This is a genomic window from Ignicoccus islandicus DSM 13165 (genome assembly GCF_001481685.1).
In the GTDB taxonomy this organism is placed as follows: domain Archaea; phylum Thermoproteota; class Thermoprotei_A; order Sulfolobales; family Ignicoccaceae; genus Ignicoccus; species Ignicoccus islandicus.
The window spans coordinates 1-21,857 of sequence record NZ_CP006867.1; the positions used below are offsets into that span (position 1 = coordinate 1).

Below are 21,857 nucleotides of genomic sequence, written 5' to 3' on the forward strand. Positions count from 1 at the left end.
ATGAGTATTTTTGACAAAGTAAGAAATCAAAGGAACAAAATAATATTGAATAAAGAGGTTCTCTCGCCTTCCTACGTTCCACCTCAGTTGATTCATAGAACACATAAAGAAGAGGAACTAGCGAAATACTTTCTTGACCTATTAGAAGAACCTGGAAAGAATTACTCATATGCTATAATAAGTGGACCTCAAGGCGTAGGAAAAACCCATCTAGCCTTACATTTCTACAACGAGCTTAAGGAGGCGTTCAAGAAAGAGGTAGGAAAGGATTTATTGAGAGCTCATATAAATTGTTACTTAGGCTATAGGTCCCTCAGTCAGATACTTCGCGGAATAACGACCTCCATGAGGTTGGGGACACCCACACGGGGTATATCAAACACCGAAATGCTTGAGTACATCTTCAGAGCTCTTGATAAGAGCGATAAGTACCTCTTGGTAATCCTAGACGATTTCCAATATGCACTTTATAATGATAGAGATATAGCAAGATTCTTCGCAAGACTCGATGAGAGATTTAGTTCACGTGAACAACGTATACATGTCATAATCATTGTAAATAGTATTAACACATTTCTGGCTTACGCAAATGATGAGAAATTGAAGAACTGGAAGAGGAAACACGTATATATGCCGCCTTACAGCCAAGCTGAACTCTTCGACATACTAAGAGATAGAAGAGATAGAGCCTTCTATCCAAACACAGTTCCGGATGAAATAATACTCGAAATCTCGAAATGGATAGGTGTTGATACAGGTAAGTCTCTTGGAGCGCACTCGGGCAGTGCCAGACTTGCCATAGAAACCTTGAAATTGAGTGCAGAGAGGGCAGAGAGCCTAGGAAAACAACAAGTTGATACAGAAGACCTAAGATACGCTTGGGCAGAGCTTAATAAACAAGGTGATTTGATGATAGTCTCTGAGTTGGTTGAAAGGCTTAACGATCATGAATTGTTGTTCTTGTATTCCTTAGCCAGTGTTCTCGAGGTTACAGGTGAAAGCTATGTTAGAATAGGTAAGGTAGAAGAAGAATACAGAATGTTATGTGAAACTCTTGGAATAGAACCTAGAAAACACACTCAGATCTACGAGTATGCGAGACGACTCTCCAATCTAGGAATAATAAGGCGTGAGAATCCAACTAAAGGAATGAGAGGAAGGAGCACATTATTATCAATAGAGTTTCCACTTACTCCATTTAAAGAAAAATTGATCCAAGTTCTGAGGAGGAGAAACTATGAGCTCTAAGTTGTTTAGGAGACCTACCGTCGTGAGAGCAATTCTACTACTTCAAGAAGAAGGAGAACTGAATCTCAATGCCCTTGCTAAACGCCTTGGAACTAATAGACATCGGCTAAAGAAGTATCTAGATGAGCTAAGTGAATATGGAATCGTTGAAAAAACCTCTAATACACCAGCCGTATATAAGCTAAAAGTAAGTATGGAGGAAATTTTGAAAGTTAGTTCAAGAGAGATGTATTGATTAGAAGTAATCCGTATACCTTATACATCCAGGTTTCTCCTCATAAACTAATCCATCTCTCTTGAATACGCTCAATGCTTCCTCAACTACTTCGGGACCAAGTCCCTTCTTGCGAGCTACTTCAACTACTTCCTTTATTGGTACACATCCGCTCCTCTCCTTGCTCAAGTCCCTTATTATCCTCCCAACGGTCGATATCTTCGCCGTCTTCGACAGCGACCTTCCAGTAAATATCACGTCTATGTCGATCTTCCCCGTTTCCACGTCTATTCCAACTGTCTCTAAGAACGCCAGCATGAGCCTTATCGCCTCTACGGCATCTTCAACCAGCACCGCGTTCCTCAAGGCCATTCTAGCATGAGCCTCGCTCATCCTTACCAAGGCCTCCAACTGCCTAGCGGTAATCGGCACGCTCATGTCTTGAGAGTTGGATGCCTTAGACCTCAAATCAACGAAGAACTCCTCTATGACCCTCTTCGCTTCGTCCGTAAGCTTCGGAACGACGTTCCTCTTCGCGTAAACTATGTACTTCTTGAGCAGGTCGAGGGGTATTTCCGGCCTTACTTTCTCGGCCTCCTTGTGGACGTTCAGTATGTACCTAACCAGCCTCCTGTCCCTAGCTGGCTCCGGGGTGTCCCGCAACACGAAGATCAAGTCGAACCTCGAGAGTATGCTGGGAGGCAAGTTGATGTTCTCGGAAACCGTTCTGTTGGGCAAGTACCTACCGTACCTGGGGTTCCCTGCCGCTAGGACGGAGCACCTCGCGTTGAGCTTGGCCACTATTCCCGCCTTAGCTATTGACACGGTCTGCTGTTCCATTGCCTCGTGTATTGCCACCCTGTCCTCGTCCCTCATCTTGTCTATCTCGTCTATTACCGCTATTCCCCCGTCAGCTATTACCAGAGCGCCGGCCTCCAAGTAGAACTCGCCGGTCAGCTTGTCCCTAACTACTGCGGCGGTTAGACCGGCGGCAGTAGAGCCCTTTCCGGTAGTGTAAACGCTCCTCGGGGCGACCCTAGCGGCGTACTGGAGCAGCTGGGACTTGGCAGTACCGGGATCTCCTATTATCAGCACGTGGATGTCTCCCCTTATTCTAGTCCCGTCCTCTAACAGCTTCGGTACTCCGCCGAAGAGCAGTAGCGCTATCGCTTCCTTTATGTCCCAATGGCCGTATATGGAAGGGGCTATGCTCATAACTATCCTCTTATGTATCCACGGGTCCTTCGAAAGCGCCTTGATCTTCTCGACGTCCTCCTCCGTGAGGGACACGTCTTCCAAGATCTTCTGGGAAACCTCTATGTTATTGGCGTATATTCTGATTGTAAATATGGTGGACGAGCCCTTCCTAGGGAGCTTGTCCGGCTTGGCCTCGGCTATGCCTATTACCGTTACCTTATCTCCCGGCCTGGCCACGTCAACCAAGTCGTCCTCCACTATCACCTCTATGCTCCTAGGGAGCTGACCGGCCGGCAGCTCTTCGGGCTTCTCTTGAACTACCATCAGCTGCCAGTTCACGTATTCGTTGTCAGGGTGGTCGCTTAGGAAAGTGAAGGGCCCGCTCCTCTTGGGACACTCCTCGTTGGGGCATTGAAGGGGAGGCTTTAGGTAAATGTCGTCTTGGGGGACGGGGAACACCGTTCCGCAGGCCTCGCATCTGAAGTAAGCCTTCTTTATCCTCTCCTTAACTTGGGTGGTCCTAACTAGAATGCCTTCGAACATTATGAGCTTGGATATGTGGACGTCCCTTATTTCCCTTAATCTAACCTTTTCGTCCAAATTGGTGAAGCGGAGGTTGACCTTGTAGGGCGAGCCGTTGTAGAACGAGGCTAGCTCTTCCAGTACCCTCTCTAGCCTCGGTATCACCTCCTTGGGCTTCTCTATTACAGCTCTGGCCAGCTCCGTGTTGAACTCTATCAAGTCGGCGAAGTCCACCACTAGGCTCTTCTTCTTTTCCAGCACGATCTTCTTTAGGTTCTCCTTATACTTCGCTTTCCCCGCCTCGTCCTCGTAGGTCTCAATGAACTCTCGGAAAACGTCCTCTAAGGACTCCTCTTCCTTTAGTATTACTTCACTCATGTGCTTTCACCATTTCTTGGGAGAACTTTATCGAACCATTGTTTCAAGGATTCGCTTAATACATTACTCAGTATAACTTCTTCCGGAGTTAACCTTTCTATAATTTCGACACTTAGTTCCTTTTCAGATAAAAGGTACCTAAATAGCTTCATTATCCGGATTTCTGTTAGCTCCTCGAGATCGTTCTTTATTCTGATAGCTTTATTTAATATGTTCGTGATGTTCTCTATTTCGCCTAATTTGAGAGCATCTATGTTATCAATAACGTCCATAACTACTTGTTTTACAACTTTATAGAAATTAGATGGAAGCTTGACTGGATATGGACTTTCTTTGTGCTTGTTCTCTAAGAACTTAAATTTACTCACTTCTTTTGCTGCACGAAAGACATCAACCTCATTTAAGATCTTAGCATATCCGCGTTGGACTAAGTACTGTGCTAACCATCTAGGTACGTCTATTTCCGTCCCAGCACCGAGCCTCAGTATCTCTTCACCATCAAACACGGAACCTACTTCCTTTAGGACAGCAACCCTAACTTTCTCCTCTAAGAATAGTTGATCTTCCAAATCTAGAGACAATCTTAGCTTCAATTTCGGCCCATATTGACTGTAGTAGACTAGCTAGGTTATGAATCGTCGATCCTATCCTATAGTACATGCAATTTTCATTGTATAGAAGTAAGAGGTACTACTATTATAGCTGTTATCTTTTTACATACCATTAAGATGTTTCAGAAGATCAGCGGAGTTCATTTTTAAGAAATTTGCCTCTAGGGAATTTTAATCAAGGAAGGTACTACGGGTAGAAGTAGGTAATACAGAATGTCTAGCGCTTACGATCTTTTATGGGCAGAAAAGTACAGGCCTAAGAGCCTAGACGAAATCGTCGATCAAGAAGAAGTCGTTGCTCGTTTAAAGAAATTCGTTGAAGAAAAAAACATCCCTCACATGCTATTTGCAGGACCGCCTGGAACTGGTAAAACTACGGCCGCACTGGCATTAGCCCATGACCTCTATGGCGATAATTATCGCCAATATCTAATGGAACTTAACGCAAGTGATGAAAGAGGTATTGACGTTATTAGGACTAAGGTAAAGGAATTTGCACGTTCCAGAACGCCCCCAGATATTCCTTTCAAAATAGTCTTATTGGACGAAGCCGACAACATGACTGCCGATGCCCAGCAAGCTCTTAGAAGACTCATGGAAACCTTCTCTGCTACAACGCGTTTTATACTCATTGCGAACTTCCCGAGCAAGATTATCGAGCCTATTCAATCGAGGTGTGCTTACTTTAGGTTCAAACCTCTACCAAAGGACAAGGTTGTTGAAAGACTTATGTACATCTGCAAAAACGAAAACGTAAGATGCGAAAAAGAGGCACTGGAGGAAATATACCATATATCGGAAGGTGACATGAGAAGAGCAATAAACATTCTCCAAGCAGCGGCAGCCTTAGGGGAAGTAACCCGCGATAACGTTTATAAGGCAATAGGCTACGCCCATCCCGAGAAGATAAGAGATGTTTTAATGAAAGCTATATCTGGTGACTTTACTGGTGCAGCAAACGCTCTAAGGGAGATAATGATAGAATACGGCTTGTCGGGAGTAGATATAATTAAAGCTATCCACCGAGAGATAATGGGTAATAAAATCCCATTGGATGAGAGACTCAAGGTCTTAATTGCTGACTACGCTGGCGAAGTGCAATTTAGAATGGTCGAAGGCGCCGATGATGAAATACAGCTCTGGGCCTTTTTAGCTAAGTTAGCCCTCTTAGGTCCTAAGTTTAAGAGGAGGAGTTAAGCGATATGGGGAACAAGTTACCTTGGATAATAAAGTATCGTCCCAAGTCCATTGAAGAAGTAGTTGACCAAGAAAAAGCTAAAGAAGTACTTATACCATGGATTCAGAAATGGCTCCAAGGAAGTATACCAGACAAGAAGGCAGCGTTACTTTGGGGTCCTCCAGGTACGGGAAAGACGAGCCTGGTTGAAGCGATAGCAAATGAATACAATTTAGAGAAAATAGAATTAAACGCAAGCGACTTCAGACGTAAAAGTGATATAGAAAGAATAGCTATTGTAGCAGCTACTAAGAAACCCTTACCCCCCAAAAGAGGAAGAATAGTGTTATTGGACGAAGTAGATGGGTTGTCCCCAAGGGGAGATGAGGGGGCGATTACAGCAATTCTAGAGCTAGTAAAGAAAGCTAGGAACCCTGTGATCATGACAGCCAATGATCCTTGGGGTCAGCATCTGAGACCCCTTCGAGACGTGTGTCTACTAGTGGAGTTTAAGAGAATACCGAAAACGAAGGCACTCCCATACCTCATGAAGATATGTGAAGCTGAAGGTATATTTTGCGAGAAGGAAGCACTTTCATATATATGGGAGAAAAATAGAGGTGACTTGAGAGCTTGTATAAACGATATGCAGTCAATAGCAGAGGCATTCGGTAAAATAACCTTAGAGCTAGTCAAGACAATGATAGTTGAACGTGATAGAGAGTTAACCCCATGGGAAATGCTCCAAGCACTCTTTTATGCGAAGTATGCATGGCAAGCGAAGAAGGCAATTACGAGCGTTGATTTGGACTATGACACACTATTTCTCTGGATCGCTGAGAACGTTCCTAGACAGTACGGAGATGATCCCGAAGATTTGTGGCGCGGTGTAGAGGCCTTATCTAGAGCAGACGTGTACTATGGAAGGATAAAGAGGAAACTCCAGTGGAACTTACTGCCTTATTTCTTTGAGGCCCTAGGGCCTGGAGTTGCTCTAGCTAAGGAGAAATATCATCGCAGAGCCAAATGGAGCTACCCAGAAAAACTCGTTTTATTAGCACGAACTAAAGAAGAAAGGAGAATTAGAGAGGAGCTGGCATCGTTGCTTTCACGCACTGAGCACGTTTCGAAAAACTATGTTAAAGCTGAGCTCATACCTCTCCTCAAGTTCATTGCAGAAAAAAATCCTTCGTACTTCGCAAAACTTGCCTTGGGTCTCCGTCTGACGGACGAGATGATAAAGTACTTATCAAGAAAGAATTATAAACTAATAATTGAATACAAAGAGAAGTTATTAAAGGAGCTTGAAGAAACAACTAAGTCTCGTAAGTCACAGGAGACGCGAGGAAAAGTTGATGAAAGCGAGTCAAAGACTCCTTTAAAAGAAACGGCTTCGGGTGAACGCAAGGAAACAGGTAAGGAATCGAAAGGAAAGAAATCAGATAAATCAAAGAAATCGAAGACTGGTGGTCTAAGTTTGTTAGACTTCATAAGGAAAGATTGAGATCTTTTGCGCTTTCTTCGTATCTCTCTATAAGAGCTTTTTCCTTCTCTTCGATTTTCTCAATCATACCCCAATCGACCTCATGTATGAAGTACTTTTCCGCTTTCGATATTACCTTCAACTTGGATTTGTGATGTTCATAGAGCTTTCTCGCAAGCCCTTCAAATAGTTTTCTCTTACATTCACCACATAGTATTTGACCTGACCTACACTTTTCTTTCCATTCTAGAGCCTCGTGGGGAGTTAAAACGAAGGTTTCGAGCCACTTAAATACAATGCACTTATCCGGGTTACCACCCTTTTCTCTTTGCTCTTTTATTGTTGGCTGACCTCCGGTAAGGGCCCTCCATATTTTGCTCTTTATTTGATATGGATCGTCATCGATGAAAATGGCTGTTTCCGGTTTACTTGCACTCATTGGTTCCCCGGTTAATCCGGGTAAGTACTTACTGTGGATTGCGGCTGGCTTTGGAAGCTTTATGCGTTCCGCAATGTCCCTACTTAGTCTTATATAAGGGTCTTGATCGATCGCTATTGGAACCAAGCTTCTAAATCCCTTCTTCCATGTCGGGTATAATATGTGTGCAGCTTGGATGCACGAATAGAAATACTTACCAGGGTTATCGCTATCGCTGAAACCAAACACAGCTTTAACTTCGTTTAAGGTCACATGTCGCGATAATGTAATTGCCAATTGATAAACGTCCAAGAGTTTTGATGATATAAAGAAATTTGTATCTCTTTCATCGAACCCAAGAGCGGCAATGTCGAGCGCATTATCGTACGCGTAATAAAGGGAATCCTTAAGAGTATTTACCTTCCTAAAAACGTATTTTTCGTCATCGCTAAGTGGTATAAAGACTGGAACTTTGAACGTATCTTGTAACCACTTGACGAACTCGAATATCAACAAATGACCTAGGTGAAGTGCATTCGATGGACCTCGACCCGTTAGTATAGCGAACTTTTCTCCCTTCTTCCATTGAGCTATGAGTTTATCGAAATCTCTATGCGCAAATATATATCCTATTTCGAGCAACTTATGGGTACTAGGAAGCTCTTTCAGTAACTCTTTCGATATTTTCGATACACCAAAAATCTCAACCAATCGATCGTAATCGGTTATCTTTTCTAAAGCATTAGCATTTGGCATAATTCGTGCTCCCAGTAGGCTAAACTGTAAGTGGAGGTTATGTAATGAATTGATATAGTTTCGGTACCGGGCTGTAGTACCCTCATCCTTCGGGGGAGGTTCGATCTCGTCATTAACCAGTTGAAGAAATTCTTACTCTATTCTTGCAACTTTTCCCAATGCTTGACCCGGTAGATTGGGTTTGAAAACGGCTATCGCGACACCCTTTCTACCGTGGAGCCTTAGTACCTTGCCTACGTATTTGTTCCCTTTACTATCTTCATATATTATTCTTTTACCTAGAGCCATTTTGGCATCGTTAACGCTTGGAAACCTTACGAGTACTTGGTGTACGTTTTGATCGTTAGATCCCCTTCTATACGATGTAATTATGGCTTCCATTCTTCCTCCCCTGTTGCGTGGAATGCATAGGGGCTTATATTTTGGTTCTTCCCCTCATCAGGTAAAAAAGCACGGGGAGGGGTATTTTTCCAATATCTTTTTATAAGGCTCTCTTGAACCTAATAAGTTTTACGGTGGAATGAATGGAGATGCAAATGGACCTACTCGTCGAATATACTATAAGACTTGCTACTCATATGAGAATTAGGGATGAACTAAATAATCTTGATTACGCTCAAAAGGAAGTAGCGGAGAAGGTAGCGAAATTGATAGTAAGTGAAAAGAGAGGATTGAAATATTGTTCTATTTGCGCCAAAGGACCTTATACAAAGAGAGGACTATACCTTCACTTCATGCGTGTCCATAAGGATGATGTAAAGGCATTGCTCCTTCAAGAACTCGAAATGTTACCCCGAAATGAAGAAAGTGAAACTGTGAAAAATTCGATAGAAGTAGCAAGGGAAGGAGTTGAAGCTTGATAGCCTCTGATGTTCTAACTTGTAAAGCAAATCCGAGCTCATTAATCGAAAAACTAGGGAGATTGTTGGAAACAGAAATAGAGTTCCTCGAGGACGAAACAACGAAGATAATACAAAGCAATAACGGTAAGGAACAGCTACTGGAATTCAGATGCACTGCCAAAGTCATTGAGATATATTTATCTACTAAACTGGGACTAGGAGTATGGAAAGAGGTATTAGGTGAAGAGATCACTTCGACCTTTGAATGCATTGGAGAAGGCTACGTTTCAATAGCCCGAAGCCACGTTTCACCTCTCCTAGTAGTTACAATAAGTGGCAACAAGGGGTGGTTTGAAGGCTACGTCTCGCCAAAAGGACGAAAAGTTAAAGGGACATGTCCATTCCCTATCTTGACTGAACTGGCAATTCGAACGGGGATCAAGCTCGACATTTGACTATGTTTCTGATCATAAGGTACGCATCTTCACCCCAGGGGTAATAATTCTTTAGTAAGTCAACTTTTTTAAAACCATTTGCTTCATAGAATTTAATAGCTCTTTGATTAGCTACACTCACTTCGAGTACAATACAATCGATACCTTTCTCACATGCTATCTCAACTATTCTTTCAAGCATTGCTTTTCCTATTCCAATTCCTTGAAATTTGGGATCTACTGCTATATTCAAGAGGTGTATGCAACGCTTTCCTCTCTTTACTTCGACTGCTGAAAAAGCATATCCAACTATCTCATCGCCAATGAGTGCAACAATGCTCGTGTCATAGTGTAGTATTATATGACTTAGCAAAACTTGAGGTGGATATGGGTGATCGAAGGACCTTTTTTCTATTTCGTATATCCTTTGAAGGTCTAAAATTGATGGTCTTCTGAGTTTGAGGCTTAGGGACGTCCTTTCTCACCCTACTATAACTATGTTATCGGGGGAGTACCCCATTTCTTCCAATATTTCCTTTACTCGATTCCGATGATCGCCTTGCAGTTCTATTCGTCCATTTTTCACTGTCCCGCCGGTCGCTAGCTTACTCTTTAGTTCTTTTGCTAGTTTCTTAAGTCTGGTTTCGTCCATTTTGAGTCCTTCAATTATTGTAACTTCTCTCCCCCATTTCCTTTTCTCTAGTCTTATTCTGATTAGTTCCTCTTGTTCGAGCATTAACTGTTCACATAGTTCTGGGGGCAGGCCACCGCATACTGAGGGATCTAGCATAGTCATTTCCAGCCCTTCATGAACCCTATGTACTATTGTACTTTATAAACTCTTTTCTGAATGTTGTTTCGGGTTCAACGATGAGCGTTGTCTATAAATGTGCCAGATGTGGGAAAACAGTCACACCCGATGAGTTAGAGAGAATGAGAATGGGTGTTAAGTGCCCGTATTGCTATTATAAGGTCTTGTACAAGATCCGTACGAAGGGTACCGTCTACGTCAAAGCTATATAGGGATGAATGGGTCCTCGAATGCTGAAGTACGTGATGAATGTAGCCCGCATGACCTTAGGAGGTAATAATAATTATGCGCTTGCATACATTAGGAACTGGCCCAGCTTCCGGGTGGCCATCCTACGGTGTTCCTAAAAATAAATTGAGAAGGCCTAGTACGTACCTCGTGGAATGTGGAAACGACGCAATATTTATCGATACCGGATCAATAGAAGCGGTCATTGAAGGCATCAGGAGAGTAAGGAAAGTGAGTACCGTATTAATTTCTCATGCACATCTCGATCACTGGTCTGGAATAAACAATCTTCGTTGGGGACCTAAGGTACCAGTCTATCTAACAAAGGAAACGCTAGAACATCGTTATTTTTCTGAAATACGAGAAGCACCTTTCTCCTTAGTCCTAAATACGGTTGAACCCTTTAGGGAATTTGAAGTCGGTAACGTTAAAATAACGCCATTCCCATTGTTGCATATCGAAGGAACGGTAGGCTTCCTCATTAAGTGTCACGATGTGAACCTAGCTTACGCCCTTGACACGAAGGGTCTACCTAAAGAGACAATAAATTTCTTAGTTGAAAACGAAACCAAATATCTAATAATAGATAGTTCACTAAGACCGGGCGAAGACGGTAACCACAATTCTTATTTGGATGCAATAACTATAGCTAAGGAAATAGGGGCACAACTAACCTTCCTCGTCCACCTCCTCCCTCATTTAACGGAAAACGAAATTATCGAGGCAGCCAATAATTACGGCGTGCTCATTAGAATACCAGATGACGGAGAAACGTTTCAACTTACATAACGCAATAAACTATAAGGACAAATGAGCTAACGTAGTCTAACGGTAAGGTGACTAAAATTGCCTTATACGTGTATTTCTATTGAAGAGACATTTCCTGCGGCGCATTACACAAACCCAAGGCTTTCACCAGCAGGCACTCTTCACGGCCATAACTGGAAGGTGAAAGTTACTGTTTGCAAGGAAGGGAAAAGTGGATGGGTAATAGATGCCGTTAAACTAAGAGAGCTAGTAAGTGAAATCGTTGATCCCTTCCGCTTCAGCTTAATCGTACCAGAACAAGACGCGAGGTTATGGTTACAACGAAACGGACTACGAGATATGATAGAGGAAAACATTGGTGTGAAAGTTAGAATTGCTGTATTGCCATATCCCCTTGTTTCAGCAGAGACAATGGCCCATTACGTTCACAGTCGCTTAAGCGAGGAATTAACAGTAGATTGCTTGAAAGTGGAAGTCGAGGAATCCCCTGGCGAGGTAGCGACGTACGACGAATGTATATGAGGTTAATGAAAACATTGCCGAAGATAGTAGTTTTAGGGACCTCGGCTGCAACCCCGAAACCAAAGAGACATCTTTCATCTTATTACTTTGAACATGAGGGAATCGGAATACTACTTGACGCTGGTGAAGGAACCCAATACCAACTAATGAGAGCGGGAATAAGGTTCTCAAAGATTAAGGTAGTTGTAATTAGTCACTTACATGGGGACCACGTCCTAGGTCTTCCGGGATTAATTGAAACAATGAGTATGGGAAGTCGTAGAGAGGAATTACAGATAATTGCTCCGAAAGGAATTCGCGAACTCTTGGAATGTTCCTTTAAGTACACTTACTTCAAACCCTCTTTCCCAATTTATATCTTTGAAATAGAGGAAAATGAAGAGTTTGAGATGAGCATTGGAAATTACGTAAGAGTAAAGGTATTTCCAGTAAATCATATAGTCCCGTCAATTGGTACGAAGATAACGGTTGGCGGAAAACGAAAAGTAATGAAAGAAAAGCTAGAAGAAATGGGAGTTCCGAAGCGACTCTGGGCGAAGATACAAAATTGTGAAGACGTTCACTTCCGCGGTCAACGTTTAAGCTGCGATGAGTTCACTATTCCCCCCAAAGAGCTTAAGATCGTTTACTCCGGAGATACGGCACCATGCACTAGGATCATCAATGAATCCGAAAACGCCGATGTGCTAATACATGAAGCTACTTTCACAAAGGAATTGAAAGATGAGGCAAATGAGAGAGGTCACTCAACTGCTATGGACGCAGCTATCGTAGCTTCAAAGGCAAAGGTCAAGATGCTGGTACTAACTCATTTTTCTGCAAGATATGAGAACTTGGGAAAATTCCTCGATGAGGCAAAACAGTTCTTTGAGAATACTTACTTAGCAAGCGAGTTCATGAAGATAATAGTAAAAAGAGATTAGTTGTTATTTATAAAGCCCCATACTCCACCACACATGACGAGAGGTGGTATGAGGATGAGCAAGCCCATGTATGTTAGATTTGAAGTTCCACCGGAGTTAGCTGAAAAGGCTTACGAAGCCCTTAGAAAAGCCAGAGAGACCGGAGGAAAGATAAAGAAAGGTACTAACGAAACTACTAAAGCAGTTGAAAAGGGTCAAGCCAAGCTAGTACTAATTGCAGAAGACGTAGATCCACCAGAGATAGTAGCCCACCTACCGTACCTATGCGATGAGAAGAAGATACCCTATGTATATGTGCCAAGTAAGAAGAAGTTGGGTGAGGCGGCTGGTATAGAAGTTCAAGCTGCCAGTGCAGCCATTATCGATCCAGCCGGCGCTAAGGACTTGGTAGAAGAAATAATAAAGGAAGTAAATGAGATAAGGGCTAAGAGTGGAGCCTAAGGGTAATTTCATGATTTTTATAATAGAGAAATTTGTCTCGGTTCAGGGGGAAGGCCTAAACGTAGGCACCCCAGCTCTCTTCATTAGATTAGCTCAATGTAATTTGCGTTGTCCTTGGTGCGATACAAAGTACAGCTGGAGGAAGGGTACTCCTATATCAATTGAGGACTTGGTAAACTACGTACTTGACGAGAACCTACCCCTTGTGGTATTGACCGGTGGAGAACCCTTAATTTATTCTTACGAAATCGCTGAATTTTTGAGGCGATTACGAGAAAGAGGTTATGAAGGTAAGGTTCAGATAGAAACGAATGGTACGATAGAACCTAGGCCCCTTAGGGGATTTGATAACTATGTTCTAAGCATAAGTCCGAAAGTCACTTGCGTTTACAAAGTATACTTTGTTAACCTAATAAAGAGAATTATTAATAATTATAACGTTTTGGAAATAAAAATAGTAGTATCCAATGATGATATCAAGTGCTTAAGGCAATTTATAGATGAATTAGGTGACGTCGAAGTTCCATTGATTGTTCAACCCTTGCATAGGCCTAATTCGAACTATGCAATGGATTCGAAAGCGATAGTAGAAGAGATTTTGTCGGATCCGTCTCTACGAAGAAAAGTTAGAGTAATACCTCAATTACATAAACTGATTGGAATTAAATAATTAACCAACGTAGAAAGTACACTCTTCACAATCGGCCTTAAACACGTCTCTAAAACTAGTTAGATTACCGGTAGTACTGAGAACTTTGAGAACTTCATTCGCCTTAACTGTTTCGCCTGCATATTTTCTCGTAGGTATATCTTTGGGGTCCGGAACTATACTTTTTGAGAAGTATATAGATACAGTGTAGCTAGAGTAGTCCCAACCAATTGAAGAATATATTGGGTAGACAACCACTGGTGCCGTTGTTCCTGAAGGTAAGAATTCGACTAGGTTATATACTTCTATTATCTCATCGCTATTGTTACAGATGTTATCTTTATAATCATTTAAGGTACCTTCAATGTTCTCCTTGTTACATTCAAACGTAGCAGCAGTCACATTGATTATCGTAGTCGAGTTCCTACATATTAGTAAAACGTTCGTCACGTTTTCGCCCTTCATGTTCTTTGGAACTAATGGAGAGTAGGTTACGTTTGTGATTGCGTATGTGAAATTGAGTGCTAAGGAGGAATTACCAACGTTCCATACGTTTCTAAGTAGCTCTGCCGTCTTGCTTCCCGTATTTATGCTAATTAGAGTGTTCCCGAGCGTCCCTGCTTTTAATCTGATATCGCTTAGCCACCACGAGCCTCCCTCGGTTTCTTGGACGCAAGCTACTGGAACTATGTCTTCTTTATTATCATTATCGAGGTCTACCTTAGCCTGAATTACTCCTAGCACCTTTACAGGGGGATTTAACGATATAATTACTTGTTCTTGTCTACTCTCGAGAGCTTGTGACTGCTTGTTCGTTGAAGAAAGTAGGTATGTTCCAAATAAGGCTGCTGCGCCTAGGAATAGGACTATTAGTATTAATATTTCAACTATATTGATTACGCCTTTTGTCATAGTCATCTCTTCACAATCCTCGAAGAAATTTGTAATATTGGTAATTAAAATTAAGGACCGTGAATTGCGAGCATTATTGGTAACGCTAAATTGACCTCGTTGGAAGTGGAGGTTGGAGGCCTTAAGTTAAAGCTACCCTTCATGCAAGCTTCAGGTATACTAGGAGGAAATCCCGAAGCTTTGGAAATAGTGGCTAAGGGTGACGTAGGTGCATTGGTAACTAAATCGATTACACCTAGACCTAGGAAGGGAAACGATCCACCTATAATAATTGAGACTGAATGCGGCTACGTTAATGCGGTAGGACTTTCCAATCCAGGCAAGGAGGCAATTCCCAAACTCGTAGATGTTGGGAAGAAATACGGTCTGCCAGTTATAGTATCTGTCGCTGGAACCAATGAGGAAGAGTTCGCTGAAGTTGCATGGATGGCGGAGGACTCGGGAGCTTCGGCAGTCGAACTGAACCTATCTTGTCCCCATGCTAAAGGTATGGGACTGGAAATTGGTATGGATTTGAGTTTAAGTTCGGAGATAGTCAGAACGGTAACTACAACTACGAAGATACCAGTTTTCGTGAAATTGGGATACATGGATTCGCTCGTCAATACGGCATCCAAACTACTAGAATTGGGCGTTGACGCACTAGTTTTGATAAATACGGTACGAGCCATGAAAGTTGATATATATGCACTAAAGCCCGTACTTACAAACAAAGTTGGAGGTCTTTCTGGAAGGGCAATCAAACCGATAGCTGTGAGAGCTATTTACGAAGTCTACAAGGAACTAAGGGCACCAATAATAGGAGTCGGGGGCATTAGCAAATGGCAAGATGTTGTCGAGTTCATGCTAGTAGGTGCAAGAGCAGTGCAAGTAGGTTCAGCGTTAATAGAGAAAGGTATCGAGGTGTTTAGCGAATTAAAGGCGGGATTATTGCACTGGATGCAAGAAATGGAATATAAAAACATAGATGAGTTCGTAGGGATTGCTGTGGATTGATATTTAAATGAGATACAGACGTTAGAAGTTTGGAGGATCGAACGCATGGCCCGCGTATATTTGCTTATTAAGACGAAGTCTGGCAAAGAAAATGAAGTTCATTCTCAGTTAAAGAATTTAGAATACGTAAAAATGGTAGACGTCGTAACTGGTCCAGTAGATGTAGTAGCAGTTTTCGAAGCAGATAACCTATCTAAAATTGAAAACGTCATACTCGAGAAGGTTCGAAAAATAGAAGGCGTTGACGAGACAACTACTCTAATATCGCTCACCGATTAGACCACACTCTTATTATACGTAAGGTATTTTTCATAACTTAACTAATTACGTTTATATAGAGATTTAAGAGAAGAGATAGGGCCAACGTCCCAATGCGTTTGTTAATTCCTTACGCCTCTACCTTTTCAATTATTGTTTTCTCGTAGTTGTCTTTGTCGTATATGGTTGTCACTCTGTAAACGTTGTTACCTATCTGCCATAGTTCCACGTCCTCGTTATCATCTGAGTAATCCTCAATCAAGATAGCATCCATTGGAATAACTACAACATATCTTTCATATACCTTTTCATAACTCAAATGAAGACCGGTTGTGCATATAACGGGGGCCCTTTCGCGAGTTGAAAGCATTATTCCCTCCAATATGCCATATGCTTCCTTTTTTCTACTCAAACAACTCATAAGCCTCTCTCTTGGTACGTTGTTATCCATCATCTCTTCGACAACAAAGACGAAGGGCTCATCAACCATTTTCACGTACCACCTCGTCACCTAATCGAACTACTCAAAATAAGCTCAAGCGGTATAGCTCTTAAGTTAATTGCCTTATTTCTTCACACCGAACTTCCTTTGGAAGCTAACAATGCTGTCCATAAGCCACACGTCAATGAAACCTCTGGCCATCTCGTCGCTAGGGAACCACTCGCTTTCGTAACTACTTAATGCTCTATCGTATATTGCGTAGGGACTCCTTCTACCTACAACTCTGAAGGAACCTTTGACTATCTTCGCTTTTACTTCGCCAGATACGTTTTCGTTCATTTTTCTGAATATTTCATCTAATTCTATTCTTAGTGGATCATACCATAGACCTTCGTAGACCATTTCGGCCCAAAGGTCTTCCAACTGTTTCTTCATTCTATATTCTCTCTTACTTAACACTAATTTCTCCAAGTCTTTCTTTGCGTTTATTATTGATAGAGCAGCTGGAGCCTCGTAGACCTCTCTACTCTTTAATCCAACTACTCTGTTTTCCATATGGTCTATTATTCCGTATCCATACTTCCCTACAAGGGAATTTAAGAATCCTATTAGGTCTAAAAGTTCCATTCGTTCACCATTTACAGCAACCGGAAGTCCCTTATCGAATTCTATTACTAGCTCTAGTGGTTCAGAGGGAGCCATCTCTGGAGGTGTTACCCATTCGAACGCCTCTGGCGGCGGCTCGTTCCATGGGTCTTCTAGCTCGCCTCCTTCTATGCTCCTTGACCATAGATTTTCATCTATGCTGTACTTAGAGGACGACTCAGATATAGGAATGCCTTTCCTCTTAGCGAACTCCACTTCCTCCTTTCTATTCATTCCCCATATTCTTATTGGAGCTATTATCTTGATGTCCGGTGCAAGCGCTTTAAAGACGGCTTCGAACCTTATTTGATCGTTTCCCTTACTGGTGGAACCGTGAGCTACGGCATCGGCTCCTTCTTTCCTTGCTATTTCGACCACTTTTTCACCAATTAACGGTCTCGCCAATGCGGTGCCTAGTGGATACTTCCCTTCGTATAGGGCGTTTGCTAGTATAGCTTTACTTATGAAGTCATTCGCGAACTCTCTCTTAGCATCTATTAGATAGTGCTTACTAGCACCCGCCTTATAAGCTCTTTTCTCTATTTCTTTGAAATCTTCCTTTTGACCAACGTCTACGGTAACTGTTACTACTTCAGCTCCGAATTTCTCCTTAAGCCATGCAATTGCAACCGACGTATCGAGACCTCCAGAATAAGCTAATACGATCTTCGAAATATCTTCAACCATTATTTTGCCCTCTTCGAGGGATATTCAGAATAATAATAAATTTGACTTGGGATTTTTCGATGATAGTGTGTGTTGGACGATTACGTTTTTGCTTTAAATAGTTTTCGTGAAGTCTATGCCTATGTCGGGACAAGTAATTGGAAGTGATCTATAGAGAAGCATGCCCCTCATGCGGTGGTGATATCGAAAGGTCGAGACTCACTTACGGTCTATCGTGTGGATATTGTGACGGTAAAAGTGGTCTATTTGAATGGATGAGAAAGCTGGAAGAGGAGTACGAAAGATTTTCTGAATACTTAAAATCTGAGTATGGAATAGAACCCTCGGAAGTACAAAAAACGTGGATTAAGCTTTTGCTTAGTGGAGAAGACGTAGTTATCTCGGCACCTACTGGGATGGGTAAAAGTACTATACTGGGTGCGTATGCACAGTATGTCAAGAGGAAAGGTCTCAAAGTACTCTATATTGTACCTACTCGAAGCTTAATAACTCAAGTTGCGAACAGGGTTAGCGGAATAGAAGTTGTAACGTCTGCCAAAGTTATTAAGAATCCATCTGCCTACAAGGGATACGACGTTATTATAGTAGATGACGTTGATGCTGCCTTGAAATCAGAAAAGACTGTCGCAGCGCTTATGAAAATAGCCGGACTAGATGATGTGTACGAAGAAGCGCGAAGAGCGGCGAAGCTTTTAATCGAGGCCATGAACGGTAATGAACAAGCGCTCGAGGAATACGTTTCACTGAAGGCAAAACTTAGCAAATACAAACGTAAGAGTAGTCAACTAATCTTTTCCTCAGCAACCCATGGTAGACCCAGCCTGATCGCAAGGCTTATGTTGTCAGCTTTAGGAATAAGACCAGTTTTCATTCCTCCGTTACTTAGAGAAATAGATGACGTTAAACTCAAGGTCGAGTCTCTCGAAAAACAGTTACCAAGCTTAATAAGAAAGTTAATGGAAACCGGCTATGGAGGCATCGTCTTCGTCCATGAAGGAGGTCCAAAGGATGAAATACTTCGAATACTGAAGGAGAATGACATAAAGGCAAAAGAGGTCGGTTCAAGGTCAATAAAAGCTATTAAAGAGTTTGAGAAAGGAGAAATAGATGTATTGGTCGCATCGGCATCGAGGTATGGAGTGGTAGCTAGAGGTATTGATATGCCAGACAGATTGAGGTTCGCAATATTCATTGAACCTCCTCACAAGAAGTTAGAGTTAAGAAAGATGTTATCGAATCCTCTATTCATGCTTAGGATTCTAAAGAAGCTAGGTTTGGAACAAGAATTCCTCGAGCTAGGCAAGAAAGTCAAGAAACTTTCAAAAATCGAACTAAACCTTCTTCGGGAAAACCTTTCAGGAAATGACGTAAAGTTAAGGAGCGAGAGGCTCAAGGAGTTATCCGAGTTTATGAGGGAATTAATTAAAAAGGTAGAGCGTGAGTTAAGTAATACGAAAATAATAGATCCACCATTCATTATAAAGAATGGATCCGTAATAATATTGGATAAATCTACCTACTTACAAGCATCCGGTAGAACTTCTAGACTAACCTTTAAGGGATTCACGAAGGGCGTAAGCGTTATCTTATATAGCGATGAGGACGTCATGGAGGCCTTCGAGAAGCTGTTATCGGATATCACGACATTTGAAAGTGAGGTCAAGCCTCCTGAAGGATACAAAGAAGTCGATGCTGAAAGCGTACTGATGATAGTAGAATCCCCAACTAAGGCTAGAACTATTGCTAGGATCTTCGGCGGAGGTTCTTCAGTAAACCTCTTTGGTAGTAAGGTCTACACAACTGCAGTTAAACTTGACGACAAGGTTTATTTTCTTTATATTACAGCAAGCAAGGGCCACCTATTCGACCTTACATTAGATGACATAGGTCTTCATGGTGTAATGATAGAGGGGAACGAACTAATTCCCGTATATTCACCTATTAAGAGGTGTTTGGAATGCGGATATGCGTGGAGTGGAAGTCTGAACGTTTGTCCGAGATGCGGTTCAACGAAAATAGATAATTCAATCGAGCGCGTAAACTCGTTAAGGAAATTAGCCTATGTAGTTAATACTGTAATACTTGCGACGGATCCTGATGAAGAAGGAGAGAAAATAGCATGGGATCTAGAGGCTATGTTAAAACCATTCAACAAGAACGTGAGGAGGGCCACATATTTTGAAGTTACGAAACGCGGTATAGAAGAATCACTGAAGAACCTAAAACACGTTGACGAATCAGTGGTTAGATCGCAAATAGTGAGAAGAGTGGACGATAGGATAGTTGGTTTTGAGGTTAGTAAAGAACTATGGTCGATATTCTCCAGAAAGAATATAGGTTTAGGTAGAGTGCAAGGGCCGGTTCTTAACTACATTGTAGAAAGGAACGAGAAGTGGAAGGAAAATAGAGGTTTTGTCATTACACTCGTTCTTGAAAACAACGACGTGATTAGGGTTTTCAGTGCAAGCAAAGAGGAAATGGAAAGGTTATTATCACTCAAGGAAGTCGAAATAATTTCGAAGGTTGAAAGCATTGATGAGATTCCACCACCTCCACCGCTAACTACTGATGAATTATTGGCAGAAGCTGCTAAGATGGGACTAGAACCTAACAAAGTTATGAAAATCTCCCAAACCCTCTTCGAAATGGGTCTTATTACCTACCACAGAACAGACTCTACGAGAATATCGAGCCACGGAATATCTCTAGCCAAGGAAATTATATTAAGGGAGTATGGAGAAAGTAGGTTCCATCCACGTTCTTGGAGTAGCGAAGGGGCTCATGAGGCCATCAGACCTACTCATGCACTCACTCCAAGGGAGCTATTATCTCTTATATATGTTAACGAAAGTTATTCGAGACTTACTGCAGATCACGTAAAGGTATATGAGATAATATTTAGGAGGTTCGTTGCAAGTCAGATGAAGAACGTGAAGGTTAGGAAACTAAGGGTGACGTATAGAGTAAATAATAGTGTTATTCAAAGGGAATACGTTACTGAGGTTGTAGAAGATGGATGGAACTTGGTGTTAGATCTCCCAGTCTTTACGGGAGAAATGAGACTGGGTAAAGTCAAAGTAGTAAATGCTAGAGCGTTGAGAGCATCCAAATTCCCACTTCCTTCAGCGAGCGAGGTCATTAAGTGGATGAGGGAAGTTGGGATAGGACGACCTAGTACTTACGCAAGGACATTGGAGGCATTGCGAAGACACGGTTTGGTCGTATTTAGTAAGTATAAGAAACTTCTAGTCGCCACCCGCGATGGTTATCGAGTTAAGGAAGTTATGGGCATGCACTTCCCAGAGTTGCTTTCAGCTGAATACACTAAGCACCTCCAAGAGCTCATGGAGAGGGCACCAGAAGAGTTCGAAGAAGTAATTTCAATGATTGCAGGGAAGTCGAAATTTATAAGGGAAGCTTTTGCTTCAGAACAATCTTAATGTATGGAATTCTCCTCCTTCCTCTCTCTTCGCTTCCTATCTCTACTCTCTCTATCTCTACGGCATCTCCTATCCTTCCTCTCAATCTGTTGAAGACGTAAACTGCTTTGTAGATATTTTTGCCTCGTCCTACTATTTCAATTACTGGTACTCCGCTGTTTATTGCTAAAATCGCTTGCAATACGTAATCGTTGATATTGTCCTTAACTACTGTTATGACTTCCTTTTCCATTTTACCTTCCACCCTTTCTTAGGAGCGTACATAAAGAGTTTAAAACGTAATACTATTAGGGATATGGTTCGGTCGAAATCATCATTTTCGAATAGTTACGAGTATTTACCTAGTATTACTGAACATTGTGTTAGATGTAAGTCGTGGGAACTACCCATAATATTGGGGTATTAAAATGATTACGTTTATTGCGAGGGTTTATCGAAGCAAGTCTAAGGTAGTCCTTGCAATGAGTAATGGAAAAGTGAAAGTGATTGAGTTAAGCATTTGGAATAAGTATCTTTCGAAGTGTTGGACTTACGGCTATGCATACTTATGTAAGAGAAGTCTCATATTAAAGTATGGTGATCTAGTAATTGGACTAGTCAAAAAGAACGAGCCTCCAATGCCAGAGGATGTAGAAGCACTAATGCCACTAATAGAGAAATTATCGTTCCCGCATTTCGTTGTCGATGAAGTGATCAGCTTGATGTACTCTAGAGATACGCTTTTAGACCTATCTTGCGCGGGCTGTGAAGTATCCAATTTAGTGCCAGGGAAGATAAGCGTAGCAGAGGTAGCCTAATTGATTCTCCAGTCTTAACTCATTTCGTCTAATACGTAATCTCCTTACTGCGAAAATT

The 21,857-nt window shown here is 41.9% G+C and carries 26 protein-coding genes; 16 read left to right on the forward strand and 10 right to left on the reverse strand.

Translation table 11 applies throughout. From position 1 onward, the window contains the following. On the forward strand, nt 1-1,248 hold the full coding sequence (locus EYM_RS00005; protein WP_083494943.1) for an ORC1-type DNA replication protein: 1,248 nt from the start codon (nt 1-3) through the stop codon (nt 1,246-1,248). After that, entirely contained in the window at nt 1,238-1,483 is a 246-nt protein-coding gene (locus EYM_RS00010; RefSeq protein WP_075049096.1) for a helix-turn-helix domain-containing protein, read from the forward strand. Before EYM_RS00005 ends, EYM_RS00010 begins: the two co-directional genes overlap by 11 nt. Here EYM_RS00010 and mcm read toward each other — a convergent pair whose 3' ends face one another. After that, nucleotides 1,484-3,559 (reverse strand): minichromosome maintenance protein MCM, encoded by a 2,076-nt coding sequence (gene mcm / locus EYM_RS00015; RefSeq protein ID WP_075049097.1) that lies wholly within the window; start codon nt 3,557-3,559, stop codon nt 1,484-1,486. Further along, on the reverse strand, nt 3,556-4,152 hold the full coding sequence (locus EYM_RS00020; protein ID WP_075049098.1) for a DNA replication complex GINS family protein: 597 nt from the start codon (nt 4,150-4,152) through the stop codon (nt 3,556-3,558). Before EYM_RS00020 ends, mcm begins: the two co-directional genes overlap by 4 nt. A gap of 231 nt (nt 4,153-4,383) precedes the next feature. Here EYM_RS00020 and EYM_RS00025 point away from each other — a divergent pair, with 231 nt between their 5' ends. Both EYM_RS00025 and EYM_RS00030 read left to right on the forward strand, forming a co-directional pair. After that, on the forward strand, nt 4,384-5,367 hold the full coding sequence (locus EYM_RS00025; RefSeq protein ID WP_075049099.1) for a replication factor C small subunit: 984 nt from the start codon (nt 4,384-4,386) through the stop codon (nt 5,365-5,367). Nucleotides 5,368-5,372: 5 nt separating this feature from the next. After that, a complete protein-coding gene (locus EYM_RS00030; protein ID WP_075049100.1) occupies nt 5,373-6,851 on the forward strand; it encodes a replication factor C large subunit in 1,479 nt (492 codons plus the stop codon). Here the strand turns inward: EYM_RS00030 and trpS are convergent. After that, nucleotides 6,835-8,004 (reverse strand): tryptophan--tRNA ligase, encoded by a 1,170-nt coding sequence (trpS, locus tag EYM_RS00035; RefSeq protein ID WP_075049101.1) that lies wholly within the window; start codon nt 8,002-8,004, stop codon nt 6,835-6,837. The genes EYM_RS00030 and trpS overlap by 17 nt on opposite strands. A gap of 132 nt (nt 8,005-8,136) precedes the next feature. Further along, nucleotides 8,137-8,385, reverse strand: a complete 249-nt coding sequence (locus EYM_RS00040) for a 50S ribosomal protein L35ae (RefSeq protein ID WP_075049102.1) — start codon at nt 8,383-8,385, stop codon at nt 8,137-8,139. Between the two features lie 143 nt (nt 8,386-8,528). Between EYM_RS00040 and EYM_RS00045 the strand changes: the two genes are divergently transcribed. Together EYM_RS00045 and EYM_RS00050 are read left to right on the forward strand one after the other, a co-directional pair. Further along, the gene (locus tag EYM_RS00045; RefSeq protein WP_075049103.1) at nt 8,529-8,864 is read left to right on the forward strand and encodes a C2H2-type zinc finger protein; all 336 of its coding nucleotides are present in this window, start codon (nt 8,529-8,531) and stop codon (nt 8,862-8,864) included. After that, nucleotides 8,861-9,301 (forward strand): hypothetical protein, encoded by a 441-nt coding sequence (locus EYM_RS00050; RefSeq protein WP_075049104.1) that lies wholly within the window; start codon nt 8,861-8,863, stop codon nt 9,299-9,301. The genes EYM_RS00045 and EYM_RS00050 overlap by 4 nt, the downstream gene beginning before the upstream one ends. Here the strand turns inward: EYM_RS00050 and rimI are convergent. Continuing rightward, a complete protein-coding gene (gene rimI / locus EYM_RS00055) occupies nt 9,285-9,722 on the reverse strand; it encodes a ribosomal protein S18-alanine N-acetyltransferase (protein WP_075049105.1) in 438 nt (145 codons plus the stop codon). The two genes, EYM_RS00050 and rimI, sit on opposite strands and share 17 nt — an antisense overlap. 39 nt (nt 9,723-9,761) lie before the next feature. Then, a complete protein-coding gene (gene yciH, locus EYM_RS00060; protein WP_217221084.1) occupies nt 9,762-10,076 on the reverse strand; it encodes a stress response translation initiation inhibitor YciH in 315 nt (104 codons plus the stop codon). Between the two features lie 74 nt (nt 10,077-10,150). On the opposite strand from yciH, the gene EYM_RS07735 reads away from it, so the two are divergent. The 6 genes from EYM_RS07735 (at nt 10,151) to EYM_RS00085 (ending at nt 13,643) form a co-directional block, all read left to right on the forward strand. Next, the gene (locus EYM_RS07735) at nt 10,151-10,303 is read left to right on the forward strand and encodes a DNA-directed RNA polymerase subunit P (protein ID WP_157058688.1); all 153 of its coding nucleotides are present in this window, start codon (nt 10,151-10,153) and stop codon (nt 10,301-10,303) included. A gap of 142 nt (nt 10,304-10,445) precedes the next feature. Then, nucleotides 10,446-11,108 (forward strand): MBL fold metallo-hydrolase, encoded by a 663-nt coding sequence (locus EYM_RS00065; RefSeq protein WP_075049106.1) that lies wholly within the window; start codon nt 10,446-10,448, stop codon nt 11,106-11,108. A gap of 57 nt (nt 11,109-11,165) precedes the next feature. Continuing rightward, nucleotides 11,166-11,609: a 6-carboxytetrahydropterin synthase gene (locus EYM_RS00070; RefSeq protein WP_075049107.1), complete on the forward strand. Its 444-nt coding sequence runs from the start codon at nt 11,166-11,168 to the stop codon at nt 11,607-11,609. Nucleotides 11,610-11,623: 14 nt separating this feature from the next. Further along, the gene (rnz, locus tag EYM_RS00075) at nt 11,624-12,532 is read left to right on the forward strand and encodes a ribonuclease Z (RefSeq protein WP_075050542.1); all 909 of its coding nucleotides are present in this window, start codon (nt 11,624-11,626) and stop codon (nt 12,530-12,532) included. A 54-nt stretch (nt 12,533-12,586) separates the two neighbouring features. After that, on the forward strand, nt 12,587-12,973 hold the full coding sequence (rpl7ae, locus tag EYM_RS00080; RefSeq protein ID WP_075049108.1) for a 50S ribosomal protein L7Ae: 387 nt from the start codon (nt 12,587-12,589) through the stop codon (nt 12,971-12,973). 10 nt (nt 12,974-12,983) lie between these two features. Beyond that, complete coding sequence (locus EYM_RS00085) at nt 12,984-13,643, forward strand: 7-carboxy-7-deazaguanine synthase QueE (RefSeq protein WP_157058689.1); 660 nt, start codon at nt 12,984-12,986, stop codon at nt 13,641-13,643. Here the strand turns inward: EYM_RS00085 and EYM_RS00090 are convergent, their stop codons facing one another. Next, nucleotides 13,644-14,540, reverse strand: a complete 897-nt coding sequence (locus EYM_RS00090) for a hypothetical protein (protein ID WP_075049110.1) — start codon at nt 14,538-14,540, stop codon at nt 13,644-13,646. An 84-nt stretch (nt 14,541-14,624) separates the two neighbouring features. Between EYM_RS00090 and pyrD the strand changes: the two genes are divergently transcribed. Then, nucleotides 14,625-15,530, forward strand: coding sequence for a dihydroorotate dehydrogenase PyrD (gene pyrD, locus EYM_RS00095; protein WP_157058690.1), 906 nt, complete (start codon nt 14,625-14,627; stop codon nt 15,528-15,530). Between the two features lie 45 nt (nt 15,531-15,575). Then, on the forward strand, nt 15,576-15,809 hold the full coding sequence (locus tag EYM_RS00100; protein ID WP_075049111.1) for an Lrp/AsnC ligand binding domain-containing protein: 234 nt from the start codon (nt 15,576-15,578) through the stop codon (nt 15,807-15,809). A 109-nt stretch (nt 15,810-15,918) separates the two neighbouring features. Here EYM_RS00100 and EYM_RS00105 read toward each other — a convergent pair whose 3' ends face one another. Then, complete coding sequence (locus EYM_RS00105; protein ID WP_075049112.1) at nt 15,919-16,278, reverse strand: hypothetical protein; 360 nt, start codon at nt 16,276-16,278, stop codon at nt 15,919-15,921. 75 nt (nt 16,279-16,353) lie between these two features. Beyond that, nucleotides 16,354-17,562: an argininosuccinate synthase gene (locus EYM_RS00110; protein WP_075049113.1), complete on the reverse strand. Its 1,209-nt coding sequence runs from the start codon at nt 17,560-17,562 to the stop codon at nt 16,354-16,356. Between the two features lie 143 nt (nt 17,563-17,705). Between EYM_RS00110 and rgy the strand changes: the two genes are divergently transcribed. Continuing rightward, nucleotides 17,706-21,002: a reverse gyrase gene (gene rgy / locus EYM_RS00115; protein WP_236943463.1), complete on the forward strand. Its 3,297-nt coding sequence runs from the start codon at nt 17,706-17,708 to the stop codon at nt 21,000-21,002. On the opposite strand, the gene EYM_RS00120 is transcribed toward rgy, so the two are convergent. After that, nucleotides 20,968-21,234, reverse strand: coding sequence for a hypothetical protein (locus EYM_RS00120; protein ID WP_075049115.1), 267 nt, complete (start codon nt 21,232-21,234; stop codon nt 20,968-20,970). The genes rgy and EYM_RS00120 overlap by 35 nt on opposite strands. Before the next feature lie 175 nt (nt 21,235-21,409). On the opposite strand from EYM_RS00120, the gene EYM_RS00125 reads away from it, so the two are divergent. Beyond that, nucleotides 21,410-21,799, forward strand: a complete 390-nt coding sequence (locus tag EYM_RS00125) for a hypothetical protein (protein ID WP_075049116.1) — start codon at nt 21,410-21,412, stop codon at nt 21,797-21,799. Nucleotides 21,800-21,857 lie beyond the last annotated feature (58 nt).